Origin of the sequence: Limibacillus sp. MBR-115 (assembly GCF_040549425.1) — a bacterium.
Taxonomy (GTDB): domain Bacteria; phylum Pseudomonadota; class Alphaproteobacteria; order Kiloniellales; family CECT-8803; genus Limibacillus; species Limibacillus halophilus.
Genome location: NZ_JBEPTJ010000006.1, coordinates 64,404 through 87,932, shown reverse-complemented (window position 1 = coordinate 87,932; position 23,529 = coordinate 64,404). Strand labels below are relative to the sequence as shown.

The following is a 23,529-nucleotide window of genomic DNA, read 5'->3' as shown; positions in this document are numbered from 1 at the left end:
GAGGGCCGGGGGAATTCTATGCGCGCACCACGGGCACGCGGTGATCGAACGGCGACACCCGGTTATAAAAGAAACTCCACGCTTGCCGCCACGAAGTGCAACCCGGCAGCCAATAAAACCATGGCGTGCCAGACGGCATTGTGAAAGGGCAGCCGCCTCAGGCTGTGCACTCCCGCTCCCAGGGAATAGACGATACCGCCCGCTGCCAGGAGCCATAGGGTCTGAGATGAGATGGCGGCGATCAGCGGCTCTACCACGACCAATGCCATCCATCCCATTGCAAGATACAAAAGGAGCGAGAGGCGTTCGAAGCGTCTCGGGAACAGCAGTTTGAGGACTACGCCGAGAAACGCCGTCGTCCAAAGGGCACCCAACAGCAAGACACCCGCCTCTCCGCCAAGGCTCGCAGCCGCGTAAGGCGTGTAAGATCCTGCGATCATCACGAAGATTACCGCGTGATCGATCCGCCGGAGCCATTCCTTGCGCGGCCCCGGAGTCGTCAGATTGTATGCCGCTGAGGCACAAAATGTTGAAACCAGCCCGAAACAGTAAACGGTAAGACTCGCCGTCACCGTCACGTCCATGAGGTGCGACGATTTAATCAACATCCAAGCGGAAGCGATGATCGAGGCTGCGACGCCTATCCAGTGAACTCCAGCGTCAGCCTTGCGTTCACGGACGGAATAGTCGGGAAAATCAAAGGCATCCCCACCTGTTTCCCTGCATTTTGGCGGCCCAACTACGCGCGCCATGCCGTTAAAATCCCAAGCTGTTAATGTTTTTTAACCGAGCGATTGTTGCAGTCCTGCGAGATCGGCATAGAGTTAAATCTAGCTTCTCAATCTCACGTCGCCTACGCCCCGCCAGCAGTTGCTCGCGGGGCACTTTTTTTGCGCCGGGGTTCGATTAGCGAAGCGGTTCCAGGATAGAGCAGTAATTCGCGACAGCCGCGCCACCCATGTTGAAGATTCCGGCAAGCTTGGGATTGGCAAGTTGCATGTCGCCCGCCGTGCCGGTCAACTGCATCGACGCCATGATGTGCATGGAAACGCCGGTCGCACCGATCGGATGACCCTTGGACTTCAACCCCCCGGATACATTCACCGGCAATTTACCGTCTTTTTGGGTCCAACCTTCTAGTACGGCCCTGGCGCCCTGTCCCTCGGGCGTCAGTCCCATAGCCTCATACTCCAGCAACTCGGCAATGGTAAAACAGTCGTGCGTTTCCACGAAGCTGAGATCATTCAAGGTCAGCTTGGCCTCACCCAATGCCTTTTTCCAAGCCATCTCACAACCTTCGAACTTGACGATGTCGCGCCGGCTCATCGGCAGGAAGTCGTTGACTTGCGCCGCCGATCTGAACACCACGGCCTTGCGCATCGACAGGGCTGTGTCGACATCGGTCAGCACCACGGCCGCCGCGCCGTCGGAAACCAAGGAGCAGTCGGTACGCTTCAAGGGGCCTGCAACCAGCGGGTTCTTATCGGAAATTTCACGACAGAACTCGACGCTCAGATCCTTGCGCATCTGCGCCAAAGGGTTGGCGCAACCGTTCTTGTGGTTCTTAGAGGCTATCGCGGCCAATGCGTCGCTTTGATCGCCGTGCCGCTGAAAATACTGCTGTGCGATGCGCCCGAAAACACCCGCGAAACCACCTTCGATATCGGCTTCCTCCTTGAGGTAGGAGGCTTTGAGCAAGGTGTTGCCGATCTCCGGACCGGATATGCCGGTCATCTTTTCAACACCGACCACCAGTACGAAACGCGCTTTTTTGGCGCCAATCGACTTCATACCCTGGTGAATGGCGGCCGAGCCCGTCGCACAGGCGTTTTCAACCCGCGTTGCAGGCTTGAACCGAAAGCGGTCATCGAACTGAAGAACCAAAGAGGAAGGAAACCCTTGCGGTGAAAAACCTTCGTTGAAATTGCCAACGACGATTTCGTCAACGTCTTCGGGCGAGATACCGGCATCGTCAAGGGCGGCCAGCGCCACTTTTCCGATCAGGTCCTCGACATCCAGGCCGTCGTGTTTTCCAAACGGCGTATGGCTCCAACCTACGATGCAGGCGGTCATGCTTCCTCCTTGCGCTGCCGTCCTCGAACGGCGGTGCGATCAAACTTCGCTTCGACGTCTTGGAGTCGAAGATGGTCCAACAAAGTCGATACCGCAAGTGCGAAGGTGACGCGAAGGATTTCTAAAAACGTTCCTGCCCATGCTCGCGTACCGGGTCCGGAAAGTCGCGATATAGAGCGAAGGTTACATTTTTCACCAATCGGTTGACCTCGAAGTGCAGCCCCTCGACCGGGTCGCGTCTGGAAGCCACTTCGTTGAAGGCTTCGTCCAACTGCGCCAACCCGGCTACCTCCATCATCAGATGGAACTCGCCCAAGTGTGAGGGGCCCAGGCCCAGCTTGCGACGCATCAAACGCCAACCGACGATCAGCCCATCTTCCTCCAAGGCTCCCAGATAGGCATCCAGCGCTTCGACGAAGTCCAGGTCGGATACGCCTTCCTTCAGATCGAACCATCCGTTGTAGATGTTCATGGATCCAGCCCTCCCGCTACAGGGTCTCCTGAAACCTTATCGGTTCGCCAATCGGCGCGCCAAGCAGCGAGCCTTCGCGCATCACGACATGGCCGCGCACGATGGTCATGACAGGCCAACCTTTGATCGCCTTGCCTTCAAACGGGGACCAGCCGCATTTGCTGGCCAACCAATCCGGTTCAATGGTTCGATTCGCCTTGAGATCGACCACTGTGAAGTCGGCATCGTAACCCAGGGCGATACGGCCTTTTCCCGCAATATTGAAAATCCTGTTTGCTCCCGCGCTGGTAAGATCGATCAGGCGTTGCAAGGTCAGGCGCCCGGCATTGAAATGATCCAGTAAGAGCGGCAAGAGCGTTTGCACGCCGGGCATCCCCGATGGCGAACGCGGATAGTCGCGTTGTTTCTCCTCCAGCGTATGCGGCGCGTGATCCGACCCGATCACATCCACGACGCCGTCCCGCACTGCCTGCCAAAGCGCCTCGCGATGACGCGCTTCCCGGATGGGTGGGTTCATTTGGGCAAGGCTGCCCCATTCTTCGTAGCATTCCGGCGCCGCCAAGGTGAGGTGTTGAGGTGTCGCCTCCATGGTCGCCAGGTCCTTGTTGGCGGCCAGCAGCGGAATCTCTTCGGCCGTCGAAATATGGAGCACGTGAATTTTGCGCCCCGCCTTACGCGCAAGGCGTAAAATCCGGTCCGTCGCCAAACGCGCCGCTTCCACATCACGCCACTCTGTGTGCAACGATACCGGTCCACCATCGCGCACCAGCGCCATGCGCTCGCGCAACCGCGCTTCGTCCTCGGCATGGATCGAGACCCGGCGACGCCCGGACTTGAGCACCTCCAGCAACGCCTCGTCATCTTCCACCAACAGGCTTCCCGTCGACGACCCCATGAAAATCTTGATGCCGCAACAGCCCGGTAGGAGTTCAAGCTCGGCCAGGGCGTGAGCATTTTCCTCCGATGACCCCATGAAAAAGGCATGATCCACCCAGGTCCGTCCCTTGGCGCGCGCCAGCTTGTTCGCAAGGTCGTCCGCCGTCAGGGTCGAGGGGTTCGTGTTCGGCATTTCGAAGACGCCGGTCACCCCTCCCAGAGCGGCGGCCCGGGTACCGCTTTCCAAGTCTTCCTTATGCTCGAGTCCCGGCTCACGAAAGTGTACCTGGCTATCGATCACACCCGGAAGTACGGTCAACCCTCCAAGGTCCAGGCATTCGGCGCCATCGGCGTCGATCTTGCCCAGGCCTGCGATTCGTCCGTTGCTGACTCCGACGGATATCTTCTCCAATCCGTTCGGCGTAGCGACTTTCGCCCCTTTTAAAACGAGATCGAACACTTGCGACATACTGCATCTCCCGGTAACCGTTGGCCTCTCGGTTTTAGCTGATCCGAGCGGACCAAACCAGGAAGATAGCTGAAGCATTGAATTAAATGGCCTCGCATCCGAACGCTCAACTCCCTAAATGGCGTTAATCGCGCGTAGCCGTGCAGGAAGGACCGGAACCATATCGATGAATATCTGGCTTGCGATAGCCTTATTAAGCGCGTTTGTCGCTGGCTTGTTTATACTGACGGGATTGCGTCGACGTGCCGCAACCGATTCTGACCGCGCGACCCATGAGCTGGAAGTCCACCGGGCACAGCTTCGTGAACTGGAGCGAGACTTCGAACGTGGCCTGATCGATCGGCAGGAGTTCACCGCAGCGACTACGGAAATTAGTAGGAAGATTTTGAAGACCGAAGAGCAAAACAAGAAGCAGGCGCACAAACGAGACCCTAATTTGGTACCGATCTGGGGTCTGGTTGCGCTGGGGCTTGCCATCCCTATGGCGAGTCTCGCGCTCTATTTGCTGATCGGGAATCCGAGCGTCCCGGGTCGCCCCTATGCCGAACGGCAAAAGGAACTGTTGGCCATTGCCGAGCAACAGAAGTCGCTGCAACCGGTCATTGACCTGGAGACCCGCCTCACCGCCCAGGTGGAAGAAACGCCGGGTGATGCGGAGGCTTGGTATAACCTGGGACAAACGCGGGTCCAACTGGGCCGCTACAGCGACGCCAGTGACGCCTTGCGCCGCGCCCTGCAACTCGATCAAAGCCAGGCGCGCTACCATGCAGGTATGGCTGAAGCGCTGATCCTGGCCAACGAAGGCACCATTGTTCCCGGAGCCAAGCGGGCTTTGGAGAAGGCCCTTGAAATCGACCCTAACGACCATCGGGCCAGATTCTTTATCGCCATACTTCTCTCGCGAGAGGGTCAGGGTGAGGCTGCACTAACGGAACTGATCAGCTTGCTGAACGAAGCACCGGCGGACGCTGCCTGGCGACCCGGCGTGCTTGCCGCTGCGCAGGAACTAGCGGCCGAGTTGGATCGCGAGCTGCCGAGTGCCCTGATGGCCACGCCCCAAGGGCAACCAGAAGACGGCCTTGCCGGATTGGATGAAGATCAGCGCCAGATGATCAATGACATGGTCGAGGGTTTGGCGGCTCGTTTGGAGGCGCAACCGGATGACGCGGAGGGCTGGCAACGGTTGGGACAGGCCTATACCGTCCTCGGTAAACCGGTCAATTCCGCACAAGCCTATTCACGGGCTGCGGACCTGTTGTCCGACGACATCGGGGCACAGAGTCAGGCCGCCATGGCATGGGTCAAGGCTACTGGTCGCGGCCAGAATTTACCGCACAGCGTACAGACCTATTTTGAGCGCGCCCTGGCACTGGACCCAGATTCGATCGATGCGTTGTTCTTCCTGGGCGAAGTGGCACGCCAGCGCGACGACGGCGTTGCAGCGCGCACCTACTGGACCAGATTGTTGCCATTGTTGCCGCCGGATTCGGAAGTTCGCGCCTTCGTGACGGCGCAATTGGACCTTTTATCCCCCTGATCCTGATACCAAGTCCTGATACGATGACCGATAGGAGATTGTGTGAATGGCACCTTGCTACCGTCACCTGGAGAATCGCGCCGCCCTCAAGATAGAAGGCGAGGATCGCAAGAATCTGCTGCAAGGTCTGATTAGCAACGATGCTCTGACTCTCGGCCGCGACCGCGCGGCTTGGGCTGCGCTATTGACCCCCCAGGGTAAGTTTCTTCACGAATTTTGCCTGGTGGAACAAGGAGAAACACTATTCCTGGAAGGTGAAGCCGAGCGCCTGCCCGACCTGACCAGAAGACTTACGCTCTACAAACTGCGATCGAAAGTCACCCTTACACCGGCGCCCGAGCTCGCCGTGGTTGCCCTTTTCGGAGCGGACGCCAATGAGAAAGCCACCTTACCGAAAATAGCCGGCGCCGCCAAACCGGTTTTCGACGGCATCGCCTTCGCGGACCCGCGCCTGCCGGACCTGGGGCTGCGCGCCCTTCTCCCTCGGAATTCCTTCGCAGCAACGCTCGAATCAGCAGGCTTTGAGCCCGAGCAGCCCGGAGCCTACGAACGGCTTCGAATCGGCTTGGGCATACCCGACGGGTCGCGGGATCTGGAGATAGAGAAGACGACGCTGATGGAGGCCGGTTTCGATGAGCTGGGCGGTATCGACTGGAAAAAGGGTTGCTTCATCGGCCAGGAACTAACCGCTCGGATGCGTTACCGTGGCCTCGTAAAGCGACGGCTTGTACCCGTGGTTTTCAAAGGCCCGCCCCCCCAACCGGGAGGCGAAATAACCCAAGGTGACAAGGTTGTCGGCGAACTGCGTTCACAGGACAATTTGGGGGCTATTGCTCTGCTGCGGCTGGAGGCACTCGACGAGACGCCGCACCCAAGCACGCCACTGCAATCAGGGTCGACGACCATCATTCCATCCGTGCCAAGCTGGATGCGGCTGCCCAAGGTCTGATGGCCGGAGTGGCGCACGCCGAAAGCCCGTCTTGAGGCGACCGCCTTGACCGGGTTAATCTCCTCCGATGACAGGTACGGGATTCAACAGCAAGGCTGTACTGGCGTTGTTCGGCTTAGGCCTTCTGGCTTCGGCTTGCAGCGGATCGCGGCAGTACCGCGATGTCGAGGGCATCTCGTTTTTGACCTACGAGACGGTCGGCGGCGTGACCTATGGTGTCGGGCAGGACAAGCGCCAGGATAACCGCTTTTACGTCAGCAGCCGGGATCAGGGAAAAGGCGTCGCCGAAGACATGCGAACCGCGGTGCGGCGGGTCTATCGCTGTCAAACGACAAATCTAACCCATCTGGCGGAAGATCAGAGCTCGGCCGAGATGACCGCGACCTTTTGTCGTGGGCGATAGCGGGTAAAGTAAGCCGCTAAACCGGTGCGCTGCGCACCTTGGCGGAAAGCTCCGCAAGACGTCCGAAGGGCGAGGCCCCGACCGGCAAGTCGGGCAGTCCAAGGCGACGCAAGCCTTCGCGACCGAAACGTTCCCGCAACGCTTCCACCAGCCACTGGCGCGCTTGCGATTCGCGCCGACGGGTCAGACGGCTTGATTCATTGAGCCACTCCCAGTGCTTTACCAGGACGGCCAGTAAGCTATCCACGCCGTCGCCGCTTTGGGCAGAAACGCCCAGCACTTCCACGGGCCACGCGTCCTCCGCGCCATCGTCCGCCAAACTGAGTGCGCCCTTCAGATCGGCGAGCGCCTTGCGGGCGTTGGGGCCGCTGTCGGACTTGGTGACCACGGCTACGTCAGGAATCTCCATGATTCCCGCTTTCATGAACTGCAAAGCATCTCCCGAACCCGGCTGCACGCAAAACACCACGCTATCGGCGACCTCGGCGACATCGGTTTCCGATTGCCCGACCCCGACGGTCTCGACCAGCACGACATCATAGAGCGCTCGCATCAACACCATGGCCGCGAGGGTTAGTTCCGCCAATCCTCCCAGGCGGTCGCGCGCCGCCATGGAGCGCACGAAAACTTGATCGTCGGTCGGATCGGTCGCAACACGCGTTCGATCGCCGAGCAAAGCGCCGCCGGAACGGCGCGAAGAAGGGTCAACGGCGATGACAGCCACGCTCTGGCCCGAAGCACGAAGTCGGCCGATGAGCGCACCCGCCAGCGTGGATTTGCCGACGCCTGGCGGCCCCGTCAGACCAATAACCCGCGCCTGGGATGCGCGGTAGGCCTCATCGAGCAGTGCGACATTCTTTGCGTCCTCGGGCTTGCGCTCAAGGAGAGCCAAAGCCCGTGCAAGGCCCGCTTTTCCTTCTTTTCTGATCTCTTCTAGGGTCAAGGTAAACCTCGTTGCTCCTCTTCGGCCGATAACAGATTGCACGCAGTAGAACGCGCTGTGAAGACTCTAGGAGTAGCAAATTTACTCAAAACGCTTGCACCGCCCGCGCTGCTGAGGCAAACCAGCGGCGAGCAAACTCAAGCGGACGGTTCGGCCGGGCTCCGCATGACGCCGACGTAGCTCAAATGGTAGAGCAACCGCCTTGTAAGCGGTAGGTTGCAGGTTCAAGTCCTGCCGTCGGCACCACCTCCCATTAACCTTTTGTTAACCATTTACCGCCTAATTAGCGATAAGCCCTGACGGACAAAAAACAATTCCGCTGGGCACTACGGATATCTACTGGGGGGTTCAAATGTGGAAGTCTTTCCTGCGGAAAGACGAGGGTGCCAGCCTTGTCGAGGAATCTTTGGTCATCGGCTTGATGGCCATTGCCGCCACCATCATTCTCACGTCCATCGCAAGTTTCACCGCCGCGACCTGGCGCGAAGCTCATGATTCTTTCAAGGCCTCGCCCAGCCACGCGGCCGCGTCCAATCCTTCCGACGGCAACAGCGGTGCCAGTGTGGGCGGCGGCACCGCCGGTAGTGGAAGTTCAGGTGGCGCGGCAGGCTCGTCTCCCGGAGATGCACCAAGCACACCAGGAAGCGGTCAAGACGGCGGTGAGGAAGGTCTGGGCGGCCAGAACGGCCTGTTTGAATTCGACACCGACTGACGGCAAACCTCAGCGGACCAAAGGGATCAGCTCGGTCGATCCATAGAGAAAACCTGCTCGACCACGGCATAATCCATGTAGCCCAGTCGCGCGATCGGCTTATAGCGAGTCACGTCCAGCAACCCTTTCTCGTCAATCATCGCGTCGTCGATGTGGACCGCCACGACCTCTCCGAACACAACGAAGTTCCCATTGCCCGGATCATTTGAGGGCAACTCCAGGGTTTGCAGATACCGGCATTCCAAATGCACCGGCGAAGCCTTGACCCGAGGTGGCTTTACCAGCCGCGACGGCACCATCTCCAAGCCGGCGAAGGCTGCCTCGTCTTCGCCGGCCGGTAAGGACGCGGAGGTCTTGTTCATTGCATCGCGCAAATCCCAGGTCGCCATATTGCAGACGAACTCGCCGGTTTCCTCGGCGTTGGCCTGACTGTCCTTGACGCCAACCTCGCGTGAACGTCCGCTGGATGCGAAGAACACGGTCGGCGGAGAATCCGACACGGCATTGAAGAAACTGTAGGGCGCAAGATTGATGCGCCCCTGTCCATCCAATGTGGTGATCCAACCGATCGGGCGCGGCGCGACAATCGCCTTGAAGGGATTGTAGGGTAACCCTGCGGCTTTATGCTGACCTGCCTCGTAGTACATGGGCCGAACTTACTCCAGTATTCCTGTCAAACGTCGCGCTCGGCTTTCTGCAGCGCCGCCTGCGCCGCGGCCAAGCGGGCAATCGGCACGCGGAATGGCGAGCACGACACATAGTCCAGCCCAACCCCATGACAGAAGCGAACCGAGGCGGGGTCGCCGCCGTGTTCACCGCAGATCCCCAGTTTGATGGTTTCGCGCGTCCGGCGGCCTCGCTCGGCGGCCATGGCCACCAACTGGCCGACGCCGTCCTGATCGAGCGAAACGAAAGGATCTTGCTCCAGGATACCGCGCGCCTCGTAGGCGGGCAGGAAGTTTCCGGCATCGTCTCGCGACAGGCCAAAAGTAGTTTGCGTCAAATCGTTGGTGCCGAATGAAAAGAACTCCGCATCCTTGGCGATCCGGTCCGCGAGGAGACAGGCGCGCGGCAATTCGATCATGGTGCCCACCAAATACTCCAACCGCTCGCCGGTTTCCTTGAAGACAGCTTCCGCCACGTCTCGCACCAGTGCCGTAAGGCGAGTCAGCTCGGCCTCCATGGATACCAGCGGGATCATGACTTCGACCAACGGCGCTTCACCGGATTCCTTCTGCACCGCGACTGCGGCCTCGAAGATGGCGCGGGCTTGCATCTCGTAGATTTCGGGATAAGTGATGGCCAGCCGGCAACCCCGATGGCCCAGCATCGGATTCATCTCGGCCAGTTTGATGACACGGTCGCGCAGCAGCTCTACGGAAACGCCCGCTGCTTCGGCCACTTCCGAGAACTCCGACTCTTCGCGCGGCAAGAACTCGTGCAAGGGTGGGTCGAGCAACCGGATAGTGACCGGCAGGCCACGCATGATCTTGAATATCTCAACGAAATCTTGCCGTTGCATGGGGAGCAACTTTGCCAGCGCCTTGCGGCGACCCTCGGTGTGTTCTGCCAGGATCATTTCACGAACCGCGACGATGCGCGTGGCATCGAAGAACATGTGCTCAGTCCGGCAAAGGCCGATCCCCTCCGCACCGAAACTAATCGCCGTGCGGCAGTCCGTTGGCGTCTCGGCATTAGTCCTGACCTTCAGGGTGCGGATGCCGTCGGCCCAGGTCATCAGGGTTGCGAAATCACCGGACAGTTCCGGTTGGATCGTCTGCACAGCACCCCGGTAAATCTCGCCGGAACTGCCATCAATCGTGATGATATCGCCCGCCTTGAGTTCGATATCGCGCACGCGGATCGTGCCGTTGCGATAATCGACCCGCAGTTCGCCCGCGCCGGCAACACAAGCCCGGCCCATGCCGCGTGCCACCACGGCTGCGTGACTGGTCATGCCGCCGCGCGTCGTCAGAATGCCTTTGGCCGCATGCATCCCGTGAATGTCTTCCGGGCTGGTTTCCACCCGGCAGAGGATGACGGCTTCGCCCGCCTGGGCGCGCTTTTCGGCTTCATCGGCAGAGAAAACGATGATCCCGGAGGCCGCACCCGGCGATGCGGGAAGCCCGCGCGCCACGATCACCCGCTCAGCATTTGGGTCCAGCGTCGGATGCAATAGTTGATCGAGCTGCAGAGGATCGATGCGCTGCACCGCTTCCTCGCGCGTGATCAAGCCGTCGGCAACCATATCCACCGCGATCTTGAGCGCCGCCGGCGTCGTGCGTTTACCGCCGCGGGTCTGCAGCATGTAGAGCTTGCCGGATTGAACGGTGAACTCGATATCCTGCATATCACGGTAGTGCCGTTCCAGGCGTTCGCGCACTGCTAGCAACTGGCCGAAGACCTCCGGCATGACTTCTTCCATCGACGGCAGGTCGCCGCCGCTTTCCTCGCGCGCGGCCTTGGTCAACGACTGCGGCGTGCGAATACCGGCCACCACGTCCTCGCCCTGGGCGTTGACCAGATACTCGCCGTAAAAGTAATTCCGGCCCGTCGAGGGATCGCGGGTAAAGGCCACACCGGTCGCGCAATCATCGCCCATGTTACCGAAGACCATGGCCTGGACATTGACCGCAGTGCCCCAGTCCTCGGGCACCCCATGCAGCCGGCGATAAGTGATAGCGCGTTGATTCATCCAAGAGCCGAAGACCGCTTCAATGGCACCCCACAGCTGTTCCTTCGGGTCTTGCGGGAAGGCCTTGCCGTGCTCTTCTTCAACCCTCTCCTTGTACTGGACGATGATGCGCTGCCAGTCCTCGGCGTTCAGCTCGGTATCCAGCGAAACGCCTTTTTCCTCTTTCTCGAGCTCCAGTATCTCTTCGAAATTGTGGTGATCCACGCCCAGCACAACGTTCGAGTACATCTGAATGAACCGGCGATAGCTGTCATAGGCGAACCGCGGGTCGCCGGAACGGCTTGCCAAGCCCTCGACGGTCACATCGTTGAGGCCCAGATTGAGTACCGTATCCATCATGCCGGGCATGGAAACGCGGGCACCGGAGCGAACCGATACCAGCAGCGGGTTCTTCGCATCGCCGAACAAGGCGCCGACTTCCGCTTCCACCTTTGCCAAGGCCTGGGCCAACTCGTCCGCCAGGCTATCCGGATAGCTGTGACCGTGCTGATTGAAGTAGGTGCAGACCTCGGTGGTGATGGTAAAACCCGGCGGCACTGGCAGCCCCAGAGCCGACATCTCGGCCAGGTTGGCGCCCTTGCCGCCCAGAAGATTACGCAAATCCGCTTTGCCGTCGGCCGTACCGCCGCCGAAGCTGTAGACCCACTTGGTCATTGATCTTTCCCTATCCCTCGATCATCGAAAAATCAGCCACCCGATCCAGAATGGCCTTGATGGAAGTCAGCAAGCGCAGGCGATTGGCGCGCAGGTCGCCATCCTCGGCATTCACTGTCACTTTCTCGAAAAACGCATCAACCGGGCCGCGCAGGGCAGCCAGAGCGTCCATCGCGCCGCCGAAGTCTTCCGCCGCCAGCGCCTTGTCCGCCGCCGAACCCGCCTTTCGAATAGCCTCGTAGAGCGCCTTTTCCTCAAGCTCGACCAGCTTCGATTTGGCAGGCGCATCACTGAATTGTCTGTCGTCCTTCTTTTCCTCGATACGGACGATGTTGGCGGCGCGACGATAGGCGATCAGAAGATTGCTGCCGGCATCGCTCTCGATGAAGGCGCTGAGCGCCCGCACCCGGTCCACCAGACGCACGAAGTCGTCCTCACCCAAAGCAAAAACCGCGGCAATGAGGTCATGACGAACGCCTTGGTCTCGCAAGGCCACCTTCAGCCGGTCGGCAAAGAAGGTCAAAAGGTCGTGGGAGTTCTTATGCGCTTTCCGAGATTCTCCGCGATAATCCCGATTGGTGATATTCGAGCACTCGATGCCTGGATGCGATTTGGCAAGCTGCGTTTCCGTTCCATCAAAAACGTCCAGCAACCCCAGACGAAGTCTGTTCTCGAGGATCAGGCGGATGACGCCCAGCGCGGCCCGGCGCAGCGCATAGGGGTCTTTCGAGCCCGTGGGCTTCTCGTCGATGGCCCAGAACCCGACCAGGGTATCAATCTTGTCGGCCAGGGCCACGCAGACCGAGGTCGGCGCGCTGGGGCAACGGTCGCCGGGCCCCAGCGGCGCATAATGCTCGGCGATGGCGTCGGCCACGTCGGCGTGCTCACCGTCCGCCAGCGCGTAATAGCGGCCAATGGTGCCCTGCAGTTCGGGAAACTCGCCGACCATGCCGGTCGTGAGATCGGCCTTGGCCAGACGGGCGGCCGAGCGCACCCGGTCCACATCGGCGTCCGGGACCAACCTAGCCAGCGAGACACCCAGCGCCGTTACCCGATCAACCTTGTCTTCCACCGTGCCGAGTTTGGCATGGAACACCACCTGCTTGAGATCGCCCTCACGGGATTCCAGCGTCCGCTTGCGGTCCTGATCCCAGAAGAAGCGGGCATCCGACAGGCGCGGGCGTAGTACCCGTTCGTTACCGGCGATGATGTTGGCGCGGCGCGTCGTTCCCGCGAAGGCTTCCATGTCGGAGACCAGCAGGAATCGCGGCGCAAGGCTGCCGTTGGCGTTTTCCAGCGCGAAGTATTTCTGGTGCGCGCGCATTGACGTCGTCAACACTTCGGGCGGCAGGTCCATGAAGGCTTCATCGATTTTGCCCATCAGCGTATTGGGCCACTCGACCAAGCCAGCCACCTCATCAAGCAGCGCTTCGTCCTGCCGGACCTTTAGCCCCTCTGCAGTCGCGATCTCGGCTGCCTGATCGGCAATCACCTTGCGGCGCACCGCCGGATCAAGGACTACCTTGGCATTGGCCAGTTTCTCCACATAGTCCTCGAAGGAGGACACGGTGAAAGGTTCGGGCGCCAGGAAGCGGTGGCCGCTCGTGCTGGTGGAGAAGTCCAACTTGCTATCACCCAGATCAAGCGCGCCCTTCAAGGGCTCACCACCAAATATTGCCAGGATTCCATGCAGAGGCCGAACCCAGCGGAACTGATTTTCGCCCCAACGCATCGATTTCGGCCAGGGCAAAGCGCGCAGAGTCGACTCCAGAATTTCGGTCAGCACGTCGGCTGTATCGCGGCCTTTGATCTTTCGAATGGCGAACCAGAATTTGCCTTTCTCGGTTTCGCGCAGCTCCGCCTCGTCGAGAGAGGTCAGGCCATTGCCCTTAAGGAACCCCTCGATCGCCTTCTCGGGCGCGCCTTCGCGCGGGCCGCGCCGCTCCTCGGTTACATCCGGTTGGCGATCCGGAAGACCAAACACTGCCAGCGTCAAACGGCGCGGTGTCGAATAACTGGCGATACCGCTATGGGACAGCCCAGCCTTCTTCAGCGACTCTTCGAAAAGGCGCTTCAAGTCGTCGGCGGCACGCCCCTGCATGCGCGCCGGTATTTCCTCGGACAGCAGCTCAAGCAGCAAATCAGACATTGGCCGCCTCCGCTGGCTCGTTGCCGGCGACCCCCACCCATGCCTCGCAACACCCTTTTGCCAAGGCCCGCACCCGGCCGATGTAGGCCTGGCGTTCCGTGACCGAGATGACGCCCCGCGCATCCAACAGATTAAAAAGATGGCTGGCCTTCATGCATTGGTCATAAGCAGGCAGCGCCAGCTTGGCCGAGAGCAGATTAGCGCATTCCGCCTCGGCGTCCGTGAAGTGGCGAAACAACGCTTCGGTGGTCGCGTGTTCGAAGTTAAAGGCGGAGAATTCCTGCTCGGCGCGCAGGAAGACATCGCCATAGGTTTTGCCGCCCTTATCCGCCGGAAGGCCGTCCCAATCGAGGTCGTAGACGTTCTCCACGCCCTGTACGTACATGGCCAGACGCTCCAGTCCATAGGTCAACTCGACCGGAACCGGATCGCAATCAATGCCACCCACCTGTTGGAAATAGGTGAACTGCGTCACCTCCATGCCGTCGCACCAGACCTCCCAACCCAGACCCCAGGCCCCCAGCGTCGGGCTTTCCCAGTCGTCCTCGACGAAGCGGATATCATGCTCCAACGGATCGATACCAAGCTCGCGAAGACTACCGAGATAGAGTTCCTGGCAGTCCGGCGGCGAGGGCTTCAATAGAACCTGAAACTGGTAGTAGTGCTGCAGCCGATTGGGGTTTTCTCCATAGCGGCCGTCGGTCGGCCTGCGGGACGGCTGGACATAAGCACAGTTCCAAAAACGATCCGGGCCCAGGCTGCGCAGAGTCGTCGCGGGATGAAAGGTTCCCGCGCCAACCTCCATGTCGTAGGGCTGCAAGATGACGCAACCGCGATCAGCCCAATAATTTTGGAGCTTGAGGATGAGGCGTTGGAAGCAACGCTGCGAATCCACAATCTTCTTCGTTTTGGGTTCTGGGTCCCTGGCGGTCATGAAAAGGCCTGTCGCTCAATCTTGTTGCACTGCCGAAATGCGCTGCACCTTAGCCAGCGAACCGTGGGGAATCAACAAGCCGAATCAATAGGGGCAATCGCCGCGTCCACAGTTCCTGCTTACCCCCTTGTAACCGTGCGCCGGAACGTAGGCGCCACAGGTTGAACATTCGACCATTTCCTCAGCCTCAATCGCCTCGGCCCGCCCAGCGGAGTCAGCACCCGGCTTGGCTTTTGCGGACCGTCGGGAACCACCCCATGCCTGCCTGCCGGCCGCCTTGGCACGGTCGCGCCAGGAAGGGCTGCCAGCGGCCGCTTTCCTGGCTTCCTTGCGTTGATCGAATGCGCCTTGGCGATCGCGCTCCGTCTTGATCCGGTTGGCCACACGGAACCCGTACCAGACCGCAGCGATGATCCCGGCCAGGACGATGAGTTTCTGGAAAGAAAAACTGAACAACATGGGTCAAGGTTTATGAGGCTAGCCGGACGACTGGTCAAGCATCGGCTTGGCCGTCGGGCAGATCTGCGGCTGTCAGATCGAGACGGGCGGCGTCACGTAGGACCGCCTCTGCCGTGTCCGTATAGCTTCCGTCGGTCTTGTGCAAAGGCAGTCCGGCCAACAATCGCGTTGGCGTCAGCACGTTCTTGCGGGCCCGAACGAGCACCCGGCGCGCCGGCCGGCCGGGCTTTGGCCAAAGTGGATAAACGAGAAGCTCGCCGGCCTTGCCGTCAAACGCCGCCAGCAGCTTTTCCAAGCGATCGGCCCGTTGAATGAAAGTGACGCTGCCTTTGTCGCGCACCAGCAGCAGGGCCACGCGTACCCAGTCCGAAAGCTGGGCTTCTCCTTCCTGATCGGCGATCGCGCGCGTCCCTTTCGGCGAGGACGTCGCCTTACCCGCTTCCAGGTAGGGCGGATTGACCATCACATGATCAAAACTGCCCGGTGCAAATCGCGGCGGTAGCGACAAGATGTCGCCGACGACCGGTGTGAATCGCCCCGCCATGTTATTGGCGCGGGCGTTGGCCGATGCCAACCTGAAGAGCGCCCGCTGAATCTCCAGACCGACGACCCGCGCGCCTGGCACCCGCTGCAGCAAACATAGGGATGCAGCTCCGACTCCGCAGCCCAAATCGACCACGGACTGACCATCCAGTGCCGGTACGGCCGCGGCTAGGAACACCGGGTCTATCGCCACGCGGTAGCCTTCCGCGGGCTGCTGTAGCAATACACGACCGCCGAGAAGACGGTCCGCAGTGACGGCGTCGGTCATCGCGTCGGCAACTCCTCGCCCGCATCTTCCAGAATTCGCCGCGCCCGCAGATAGTCTTCATCCAGAACCATCAAACGGCGCTGAAGCATCGGCAGCGTTCCCTCCAGCGTGCTCATGTGCTGATCCAGAATGATAGCCTCGATGTCCGCGTCGGCGAGCAAAGCCTGCAACCATGATAGCTTGACAGGATCGTTGCTCCGAACGAGTTCCTTCATGTAGGAAGTGCCCCCAACTGCTGGCCGTGGATAAGCTTGACGCCTAAGCGTCTCGGCCTATGCTGCCAGCATTCATGCCGTTGCGCCAAGGGGCGCGATGATCTGACGTCATTCGAGAGGGAGAAATCGGCTTTGCCACTGGTTGCCGATGCCACTGAAAAGACTGGACAGACTGCCAACGGTGAGCCGTTGGGCGATCTGCGTCGCCTTGTCGAGCCAGACCTCAAGAAGGTCAATGCCACGATTTTGGAGCGGATGCAGTCGCCTGTCGCCCTTATCCCGCAGCTTGCCGGACACATCATCGCGGCCGGAGGCAAGCGCTTGCGGCCTATTCTTACGCTGGCCGCCGCCAGACTTTGCGGCTACGAAGGTGAAAGGCACATTGGACTTGCCGCCTGCGTGGAGTTCATACACACCGCCACACTGCTGCATGACGACGTCGTGGACGACAGCCATCTGCGTCGCGGGCTGGAGACTGCCAATGCGGTATGGGGAAACAAGGCCAGCGTCCTCGTCGGAGATTTTCTCTTCTCGCGCGCCTTTCAAATCATGGTGGCGGACGGATCGCTCAAGGTTCTGAGAATTCTATCGGACGCCTCGGCCGAAATTGCTGAAGGTGAGGTCGGTCAGTTACTGACTGCCAACAACACCGCGACCGACGAGACCGCCTATATGGATGTCATTTGCGCCAAGACTGCCGTACTTTTTGCCGCCGCGGCACAGGTCGGCGGGGTCGTTGCGGATGAGCCGGAGGAGCGAGAGCTTGCGTTGCGCAGCTTCGGCATGAACCTGGGTATTGCCTTCCAACTCGTCGATGACGTGCTCGATTACTCTGCCGAACAGGCTGCCTTGGGCAAGACCGTCGGCGATGATTTCCGTGAGGGAAAAATCACCCTGCCAATCGTCCTGGCTTTCGCGCAAGGCGACGAGGCTGAGAAAGCTTTCTGGCGGCGCTGTCTGGAAGATCTGGAACAGACCGACCAGGATATTACCGAGGCCATACGGCTGATGCGCAAATACCGTGCGTTGGACGAGGCGATGGATCGAGCGCGGAGCTATGCGGATAAGGCTCGCCAAGCACTGGCCCCCTTCCCCGACCGGCCGGAGAAGACAGCCCTTTTGGATTTGGCCGAATTCACCGTGGCGCGCCGCTTCTAATCAGCGCGCCACCGGTCGTCCCGTTTTTTACTGCATAACGATCTTGGGAGCCTGGCGACCGCCGCCTGCTTCTATGATCGGCTTGGCTTTTGCCCAAATCCGCTCGGCGATGGCCATGTAGGCCTTGGCTTGCGCGCCATCCGGGTCGGACACCACGACCGGGCGGCCACTATCCGAGGTCTCCCGAATCAGAATATCAAGCGGCATTTCGCCAAGGAATTCCATGCCCAGGCGCTCGGCTTCTCGCTTCGCGCCGCCATGACTGAAGATATGTGATTCATGGCCACAGTTCGGACAAACGAAAACGCTCATGTTCTCCACGATGCCCAGCACCGGCACATCGACTTTTCGGAACATGTTCAACCCCTTCTTGGCGTCGATCAGAGCAATATCCTGGGGCGTCGACACAATGACAGCGCCGGTTAGGGGAACCTGCTGAGCCATCGTCAACTGCGCGTCACCGGTGCCCGGCGGCATGTCGACGACCAAAACATCCAGCTCGCCCCAGGCGACATCGCGCAACATCTGCTGCAAGGCGGACTGCACCATCGGGCCGCGCCAGATCATGGGCGTGTCCTCGGCCACCAAAAAACCCATCGACATGCATTTGACGCCATAATTTTCCATCGGCGTCAGAATTTTGCCGTCGGGCGAATTGGGCCGGCCGCTAATGCCCAGCATGCGCGGTTGCGAGGGGCCATAAATATCGGCGTCCAAAATACCGACGCTCAGACCCATCCTGGATAGCGCCAGCGCGATATTGGTCGTCGTGGTGGATTTGCCTACGCCACCCTTTCCCGACGCCACCGCGATTATGGAGCGGACGCCCGGAACCAAGGCGCGTGCAGCACCCGGACCCGAGGCCTGCGCCGCGCCCGGCGCTTTATGAGAATGTCCCGCGTGGGCGTGTCCGGCATTTGCCTGGGCCGGCGCGGAATTGCCGGAAGGGCTCTCGTGATGGGCCGTCAAGACAGCGGTTACGGAGAGCACGCCGTCGAGCTTGGCAACTGCCTGCTCGGCTTCCTTGCGCAAAGGTTCAAGCTTTGGACCCTGCTTCGGGTCGACCTCTATGGCGAACCCGACGTTCCCATCCTTGATCACCAACCCTGATATCATCCCGGCTGAAACGATGTCGACGCCACCTTCGGGGCCTTTAACGCCTTTCAGCGTTTCCATGATTTGTTGCTCGGTAATCCCCGCCATCCTTGAAATCTCCATCTTCCTGCCGATATGCACCCTGGCCCGGTCAACGAACATCACGGATGTGATGGGTTGTTTGCCGCGCATGCCCTATATAGGGTTCCGGTGCGAAGTTGTGTAGCATGCACAACGATGGATAAAGCAGAATGGCGGAGTGCGACTTAATGCCCTGGCAGTCACAAGGCGGCGGAAGCGGAGGACCCTGGGGATCGGGTTCTGGAAACGGTGGTGGAAATCGGGGCAACAATCCCTGGGGCGGCGGCGGACGCGGCGGCCAACAACCACCCGATATCGAAGAATTGATCCGTAAAGGACAGGATCGAGTCCGTAGCCTGATTCCAGGTGGTTTCGGCGGTGGCACCGCCTTGATGGGAATTCTGGTCATCGGTGCTATTCTCTGGGCGCTTTCGGGCCTCTACCGCGTCCTTCCGGAACAGCAGGGCGTGGAGTTGAAGTTCGGGCGCTGGGACAATCAGATTACCCAGCCGGGCCTGCATTGGAACTTCCCCTATCCTCTGGGTCAGGTCTTCACGCCTTCGGTGGAACGTATCGAGGCCATTGATATAGGTTTCCGCGCCGTTGCGGGACGTGACGGCGGCGGCGCCAAGAGAGATGTCGAGGAAGAAAGCCTGATGCTTACAGGCGACCAGAACATCATCGACATTGATTTTTCGGTGCAATGGAAAATCTCCAACGCCGGTGAGTTCCTGTTCAAGATTCGCGACCCTGAAGCGACGGTGAAGGTCGTGGCTGAAAGCGCCATGCGCGAAGTCATCGGCCAAACCGACATTCAGCCTGCATTGACCGAAGCGCGCGGCGACATTGAGCAGCGCACCAAAAACCTTCTGCAACAGTTGCTGGACGATTATCAAGCCGGTATCGAGATCACCGAAGTGAAGTTGCAGAACGTGCAGCCTCCCGCACAGGTCATCGATGCCTTCAACGACGTGCAGCGCGCCCTACAGGACCGCGACAGGCAACGCAACGAAGCCGAGGCCTATCGCAATGATCTGTTGCCACGCGCCCGTGGCGATGCGCAGCAAATGCTGCAGGAAGCCCAAGGTTACCGTGAGCAGGTCATCAACGAGGCGGAGGGTGAAGCCCAGCGCTTCGTCGAAGTGTACGACGCTTACAAGGCCGCACCGGCGATCACCCGCCAGCGCATGTATCTAGAGACCATGCAGGACATCCTCGGCTCGACCGAGAAGGTCATTCTGGGTGAAGGCGCAGGGGGCGCAATTCAATATCTGCCGTTGGACCAGCTGCGTAAGGGTGCCCCAGGCGCTCCGCGGCAGGCTAACTGAGCGAAAAGGGTAAAGTGATATGAAAGGCAAGCTACCTCTCATTCTGGGCGTCATCGTGGTCCTTCTGGGCATCCTTGGCTCCAGCGCCCTCTTCGTGGTCGATGAAACCAAGCAGGTGATCGTGCTGCAGTTCGGTGATCCGAAACGTACGATTTCCGAGCCAGGGCTGAACGTGAAGGTTCCCTTCATCCAGAACGTGATCTACTACGAAAAGCGGGTGCTGAATTTCGACCCGCCGGTCGAGCGCGTGATCCTGGCCGACCAGAAGCCTCTCAACGTCAACTCCTATGCGCGCTATCGGATTTCCAACCCGCTGCGCTTCTACCAGACGGTGACGACCGAGCAGGGATTGTCGCGCCAGCTCGGCCAGATCATCAACTCCTCGGTTCGAAGCGTGCTTGGTAACGTCAACTTGGCCAGCGTACTTTCCGAAGAGCGCACCAAAATCATGGCGGAGATCCGAGCCAAGGTGAACACCCAGGCCGGACGTTTCGGTATCGACGTGGTCGACGTTCGAATCGGCCGCGCCGACTTGCCGGAGGAAACCAGCAAGTCCGTCTTCGCCCGCATGCAGTCGGAACGCGAACGCGAGGCGGCCGAGTTTCGCGCAGAGGGCTTCGAACAGGCCCAACGCATCCGCGCCACGGCCGACCGTGAGGCGACCGTCATCCGGGCCGAGGCCAAACGGGAATCCGATATTCTACGCGGCCAAGGCGACGCACTGCGAACAACGACCCTGGCCAATGCCTACAGCACCGACCCGGAGTTTTTCCGCTTTTTCCGTACCATGGAAGCCTACAAACAGTCGTTGCAGGGCACGAACAGCTATCTGGTTCTAGACCCGAAGCAGATGGAGTTCTTCAACTTCTTCGGCACCAGCGAAGAAGGTGTCCCGGCGGGGCAGTAAGAGGTAAATGGGGGCGAGCCACCGGTTCGCCCCTTAGCTCATCATGTGGCAGGAATTGCTCGTTGCACTTGGACTGGTAATGGTTATTGAGGGCCTGATGCTGGCCGCCTTTCCGCGTCTCGTGGAAAGAGCAGCCTTGCACCTTTCTACTCTGCCGGTCGAAGTTAGACGTGTTGGTGGAATCTTCGCCTTGGCGGCAGGCGTGCTCTTAGTCTGGTTCGTACGTGGCTGAGCGCCATACCTTGTCGTTTTGCTGTTCCACAGCCACATTCTTGCCCAGATGCGGCTGCAGTATGGGAATCGATGCCGAGATACTTTCCCGCAGCGCTCAAAGGTCACCGAACCAGAGACAACCGAAAGAACGCGGCTTTCGTTGAGATACCAATTCGAAGGAGCAAGCAAGTCATGACCATAGCTCACGCATCCTCGCGCGCATCCGTTACCGGCCCGGGAGCATTGTTCCTGGCGCTGGCGCTGCTGCTGATGCCTCTGCTCAGCGCGACCTCGGTCCATGCCCGAGGCACGCCGGAAAGTTTCGCCGATCTGGCAGAAAAGCTTTTGCCTTCGGTGGTCAACATTTCAACTACGCAAGCGGTGCCTGAAGGACAGGCGCAGAATTTTGAGGAGTTCTTCAAGGAGTTCTTCGAGCGCCGCGGCAGACCGGCGCCCGAGCGCCCGCGCCGTGCGCCCTCGGCTCTTGGATCCGGCTTCATTATCGATGCCAGCGGTTATGTTGTAACCAATAACCACGTGATCGAGGACGCCGAGGAGATAAAGGTTATCCTGCAGGATGATCGCACCTATGACGCGACACTAATCGGGCGGGACGAGAAAACTGATCTGGCGTTGCTGAAGATCGAGCCGAAGGAACCGCTGCCCTCGGTTGATTGGGGCGATTCCGATGAACTGCGGATTGGCGACTGGATCATTGCCATCGGCAATCCCTTTGGCCTGGGCGGTACTGTGACGGCCGGTATTGTTTCGGCGCGCGCCCGCGACATTAACGCTGGCCCTTATGACGATTTCATTCAGTCGGATGCGGCAATCAACCGAGGCAACTCCGGCGGCCCGATGTTCAACATGGACGGCGAAGTTGTCGGTGTGAATACGGCGATTTTCTCTCCGTCCGGCGGTTCGGTCGGCATTGGTTTCGCCATTCCCTCGCAGCTTGCGCGGAATGTCATTCTGCAGCTTCGCGACAACGGCGAGGTCAAGCGCGGCTGGTTGGGCGTGCGCATTCAGACCGTCACCGACGAGCTTGCGGAAGGTCTCGGACTGGATGAGACCACGGGTGCGCTGGTAGCCTCGGTCACGCCGGAGGGCCCCGCCGCCGAGGCCGGTATCCGCCAAGGCGACGTAATCCTGCGTTTCAACGACAGGAAAGTCGAGGATATGCGCCGTCTTCCGCGCATGGTGGCCGAAACGCAGATCGGCAAGTCCGTGGACGTGGTCGTCTGGCGCGACAAGAAGGAAAAGGTGACCGTGCAGGTGATGCTGGGCGAGTTACCAAGCGATGACGAACTGGCGTCGCTGGAACCCGCCCCCATGGGCGAAGGAAGTGATGGCGGCAAGGTCGAAGCGCTGGGTCTGACGCTCTCCGGCATCAACGGCGAACTACGGGCGCAGTTCGGTTTGCCCGACGACATCGAAGGCGTGGTGATTACCGATGTCGATCCCTCGGGCAACGCCGCCGAGAAGGGCTTGAAGCCCGGCGACGTGATCCTTGAAGTAGACCAGGACCCCATCGCCACACCGGATGAAGTGGCAAAGCGCATAACCCAATCCAAGGAAGAAGGTTACCGTGTCGTCACCTTGTTGGTGCTGCGCGACGGTGATCCAAGCTGGGTGGCTCTGCGCTTGGAGGAATAACCGCCACCGGCTAATTCAACAGCCTTTCAAAGCCCCCTGTCCCGAATGCTCGGCACAGGGGGTTTTTGCATTGGGGGGCGTCAAGAACCGTCGGCAGTTCGGCGCGGCTTTGGAGGCGCGGGCCGTTGCCCGACCACAACCCATTCTTTCGAATCAGGAATCGTAGGAGATTGCGCTGTCGATCGGGATGGACAGGCGATCCCGCCCCTTGAGGAAAGCCAGTTCGATGATACAGGCCGCGCCGCGCACATCGGCACCGACATCGCGCAGCAGCTCCGTCGCGGCCGCTAACGTGCCGCCGGTTGCCAGCAGATCGTCCAGCAGAACGACCCTTTGTCCCGGCTGGATGGCGCCTTTCTGTACTTCGATGGTATCGCTGCCATATTCCAGGTCATAGGTGTAAGGCTGGGTTGGCCCAGGCAACTTGCCACGCTTGCGAACCATTATGAATCCAAGGCCCATGTATAGCGCCAGGGGCGCCGCCACCAAGAAACCACGCGACTCGATTCCGGCCAAAACGTCGGGCTTATGGCTTGAAACCGCACCCGCAAGCAGCTCAACCGTCGCCTTCCAAGCCGCCGGATGCGCCAACAAGGGTGAGATGTCATAGAAAAGGATGCCCGGCTTTGGGAAATCAGGGACGTGGCCGATGTGGTCTTTGAGGTTCATGAGCGCTCCCGGGCCTCGGAAAGGTTGGTTCGTCGGTTGTGAATGCAGGGGCTAATCTAGCCACCGGGAGT

23 protein-coding genes and 1 tRNA gene are annotated in these 23,529 nt (G+C 60.0%); 10 read left to right on the top strand and 14 right to left on the bottom strand.

Annotated elements, in window-relative coordinates:
• Positions 1 to 62: 62 nt before the first annotated feature.
• The 4 genes from ABIE63_RS13115 to ABIE63_RS13100 form a co-directional block, all read right to left on the bottom strand.
• Positions 63 to 752 (bottom strand): hemolysin III family protein, encoded by a 690-nt coding sequence (locus ABIE63_RS13115; RefSeq protein WP_354504962.1) that lies wholly within the window; start codon positions 750 to 752, stop codon positions 63 to 65.
• Positions 753 to 906: 154 nt separating this feature from the next.
• Positions 907 to 2,073: an acetyl-CoA acetyltransferase gene (locus tag ABIE63_RS13110; protein WP_354504961.1), complete on the bottom strand. Its 1,167-nt coding sequence runs from the start codon at positions 2,071 to 2,073 to the stop codon at positions 907 to 909.
• Positions 2,074 to 2,194: 121 nt separating this feature from the next.
• Positions 2,195 to 2,545, bottom strand: coding sequence for a DUF6614 family protein (locus tag ABIE63_RS13105; protein WP_183417725.1), 351 nt, complete (start codon positions 2,543 to 2,545; stop codon positions 2,195 to 2,197).
• A 16-nt stretch (positions 2,546 to 2,561) separates the two neighbouring features.
• Positions 2,562 to 3,890, bottom strand: a complete 1,329-nt coding sequence (locus tag ABIE63_RS13100; protein ID WP_354504960.1) for a dihydroorotase — start codon at positions 3,888 to 3,890, stop codon at positions 2,562 to 2,564.
• Between the two features lie 166 nt (positions 3,891 to 4,056).
• On the opposite strand from ABIE63_RS13100, the gene ccmI reads away from it, so the two are divergent.
• From ccmI to ABIE63_RS13085, 3 genes are all read left to right on the top strand, one after another.
• A complete protein-coding gene (gene ccmI / locus ABIE63_RS13095; protein ID WP_354504959.1) occupies positions 4,057 to 5,427 on the top strand; it encodes a c-type cytochrome biogenesis protein CcmI in 1,371 nt (456 codons plus the stop codon).
• A 46-nt stretch (positions 5,428 to 5,473) separates the two neighbouring features.
• Positions 5,474 to 6,376 (top strand): folate-binding protein, encoded by a 903-nt coding sequence (locus tag ABIE63_RS13090; RefSeq protein WP_354504958.1) that lies wholly within the window; start codon positions 5,474 to 5,476, stop codon positions 6,374 to 6,376.
• 67 nt (positions 6,377 to 6,443) lie between these two features.
• Positions 6,444 to 6,779 carry a hypothetical protein gene (locus ABIE63_RS13085; RefSeq protein ID WP_354504957.1) on the top strand — a complete coding sequence of 112 codons (336 nt, stop codon included), beginning with the start codon at positions 6,444 to 6,446 and terminating at the stop codon, positions 6,777 to 6,779.
• Positions 6,780 to 6,795: 16 nt separating this feature from the next.
• Here ABIE63_RS13085 and meaB read toward each other — a convergent pair whose 3' ends face one another.
• Positions 6,796 to 7,722 (bottom strand): methylmalonyl Co-A mutase-associated GTPase MeaB, encoded by a 927-nt coding sequence (gene meaB, locus ABIE63_RS13080; RefSeq protein WP_354504956.1) that lies wholly within the window; start codon positions 7,720 to 7,722, stop codon positions 6,796 to 6,798.
• 170 nt (positions 7,723 to 7,892) lie between these two features.
• On the opposite strand from meaB, the gene ABIE63_RS13075 reads away from it, so the two are divergent.
• Together ABIE63_RS13075 and ABIE63_RS13070 are read left to right on the top strand one after the other, a co-directional pair.
• A tRNA-Thr gene (locus ABIE63_RS13075) sits at positions 7,893 to 7,968 on the top strand.
• 106 nt (positions 7,969 to 8,074) lie between these two features.
• On the top strand, positions 8,075 to 8,434 hold the full coding sequence (locus ABIE63_RS13070; RefSeq protein WP_354504955.1) for a hypothetical protein: 360 nt from the start codon (positions 8,075 to 8,077) through the stop codon (positions 8,432 to 8,434).
• Positions 8,435 to 8,460: 26 nt separating this feature from the next.
• On the opposite strand, the gene ABIE63_RS13065 is transcribed toward ABIE63_RS13070, so the two are convergent.
• From ABIE63_RS13065 to ABIE63_RS13035, 7 genes are all read right to left on the bottom strand, one after another.
• Positions 8,461 to 9,081, bottom strand: a complete 621-nt coding sequence (locus ABIE63_RS13065; protein ID WP_354504954.1) for a flavin reductase family protein — start codon at positions 9,079 to 9,081, stop codon at positions 8,461 to 8,463.
• A 26-nt stretch (positions 9,082 to 9,107) separates the two neighbouring features.
• Positions 9,108 to 11,783 carry a pyruvate, phosphate dikinase gene (gene ppdK / locus ABIE63_RS13060; protein ID WP_354504953.1) on the bottom strand — a complete coding sequence of 892 codons (2,676 nt, stop codon included), beginning with the start codon at positions 11,781 to 11,783 and terminating at the stop codon, positions 9,108 to 9,110.
• A 10-nt stretch (positions 11,784 to 11,793) separates the two neighbouring features.
• On the bottom strand, positions 11,794 to 13,932 hold the full coding sequence (glyS, locus tag ABIE63_RS13055; protein WP_354504952.1) for a glycine--tRNA ligase subunit beta: 2,139 nt from the start codon (positions 13,930 to 13,932) through the stop codon (positions 11,794 to 11,796).
• Complete coding sequence (locus ABIE63_RS13050; RefSeq protein WP_354504951.1) at positions 13,925 to 14,866, bottom strand: glycine--tRNA ligase subunit alpha; 942 nt, start codon at positions 14,864 to 14,866, stop codon at positions 13,925 to 13,927. Before ABIE63_RS13050 ends, glyS begins: the two co-directional genes overlap by 8 nt.
• An 84-nt stretch (positions 14,867 to 14,950) precedes the next feature.
• Positions 14,951 to 15,325, bottom strand: coding sequence for a hypothetical protein (locus ABIE63_RS13045; protein WP_183417736.1), 375 nt, complete (start codon positions 15,323 to 15,325; stop codon positions 14,951 to 14,953).
• A gap of 34 nt (positions 15,326 to 15,359) precedes the next feature.
• Positions 15,360 to 16,136, bottom strand: a complete 777-nt coding sequence (locus ABIE63_RS13040; RefSeq protein WP_354504950.1) for a methyltransferase — start codon at positions 16,134 to 16,136, stop codon at positions 15,360 to 15,362.
• On the bottom strand, positions 16,133 to 16,351 hold the full coding sequence (locus tag ABIE63_RS13035; RefSeq protein ID WP_354504949.1) for a DUF2007 domain-containing protein: 219 nt from the start codon (positions 16,349 to 16,351) through the stop codon (positions 16,133 to 16,135). The genes ABIE63_RS13040 and ABIE63_RS13035 overlap by 4 nt, the downstream gene beginning before the upstream one ends.
• A 189-nt stretch (positions 16,352 to 16,540) precedes the next feature.
• Here ABIE63_RS13035 and ABIE63_RS13030 point away from each other — a divergent pair, with 189 nt between their 5' ends.
• Positions 16,541 to 17,509 carry a polyprenyl synthetase family protein gene (locus ABIE63_RS13030; protein WP_354505058.1) on the top strand — a complete coding sequence of 323 codons (969 nt, stop codon included), beginning with the start codon at positions 16,541 to 16,543 and terminating at the stop codon, positions 17,507 to 17,509.
• A gap of 27 nt (positions 17,510 to 17,536) precedes the next feature.
• On the opposite strand, the gene apbC is transcribed toward ABIE63_RS13030, so the two are convergent.
• Entirely contained in the window at positions 17,537 to 18,712 is a 1,176-nt protein-coding gene (gene apbC, locus ABIE63_RS13025; protein WP_354505057.1) for an iron-sulfur cluster carrier protein ApbC, read from the bottom strand.
• Between the two features lie 143 nt (positions 18,713 to 18,855).
• Between apbC and hflK the strand changes: the two genes are divergently transcribed.
• The 4 genes from hflK (at position 18,856) to ABIE63_RS13005 (ending at position 22,789) form a co-directional block, all read left to right on the top strand.
• Positions 18,856 to 20,013 carry an FtsH protease activity modulator HflK gene (gene hflK, locus ABIE63_RS13020; protein ID WP_354504948.1) on the top strand — a complete coding sequence of 386 codons (1,158 nt, stop codon included), beginning with the start codon at positions 18,856 to 18,858 and terminating at the stop codon, positions 20,011 to 20,013.
• A 19-nt stretch (positions 20,014 to 20,032) separates the two neighbouring features.
• Positions 20,033 to 20,920 carry a protease modulator HflC gene (locus tag ABIE63_RS13015; RefSeq protein ID WP_354504947.1) on the top strand — a complete coding sequence of 296 codons (888 nt, stop codon included), beginning with the start codon at positions 20,033 to 20,035 and terminating at the stop codon, positions 20,918 to 20,920.
• A 43-nt stretch (positions 20,921 to 20,963) separates the two neighbouring features.
• The gene (locus ABIE63_RS13010; RefSeq protein ID WP_354504946.1) at positions 20,964 to 21,152 is read left to right on the top strand and encodes a DUF2065 family protein; all 189 of its coding nucleotides are present in this window, start codon (positions 20,964 to 20,966) and stop codon (positions 21,150 to 21,152) included.
• Between the two features lie 173 nt (positions 21,153 to 21,325).
• Positions 21,326 to 22,789, top strand: coding sequence for a DegQ family serine endoprotease (locus ABIE63_RS13005; RefSeq protein ID WP_354504945.1), 1,464 nt, complete (start codon positions 21,326 to 21,328; stop codon positions 22,787 to 22,789).
• A gap of 153 nt (positions 22,790 to 22,942) precedes the next feature.
• Here the strand turns inward: ABIE63_RS13005 and ABIE63_RS13000 are convergent, their stop codons facing one another.
• On the bottom strand, positions 22,943 to 23,458 hold the full coding sequence (locus tag ABIE63_RS13000; RefSeq protein ID WP_354504944.1) for an adenine phosphoribosyltransferase: 516 nt from the start codon (positions 23,456 to 23,458) through the stop codon (positions 22,943 to 22,945).
• Between the last annotated feature and the right edge of the window lie 71 nt (positions 23,459 to 23,529).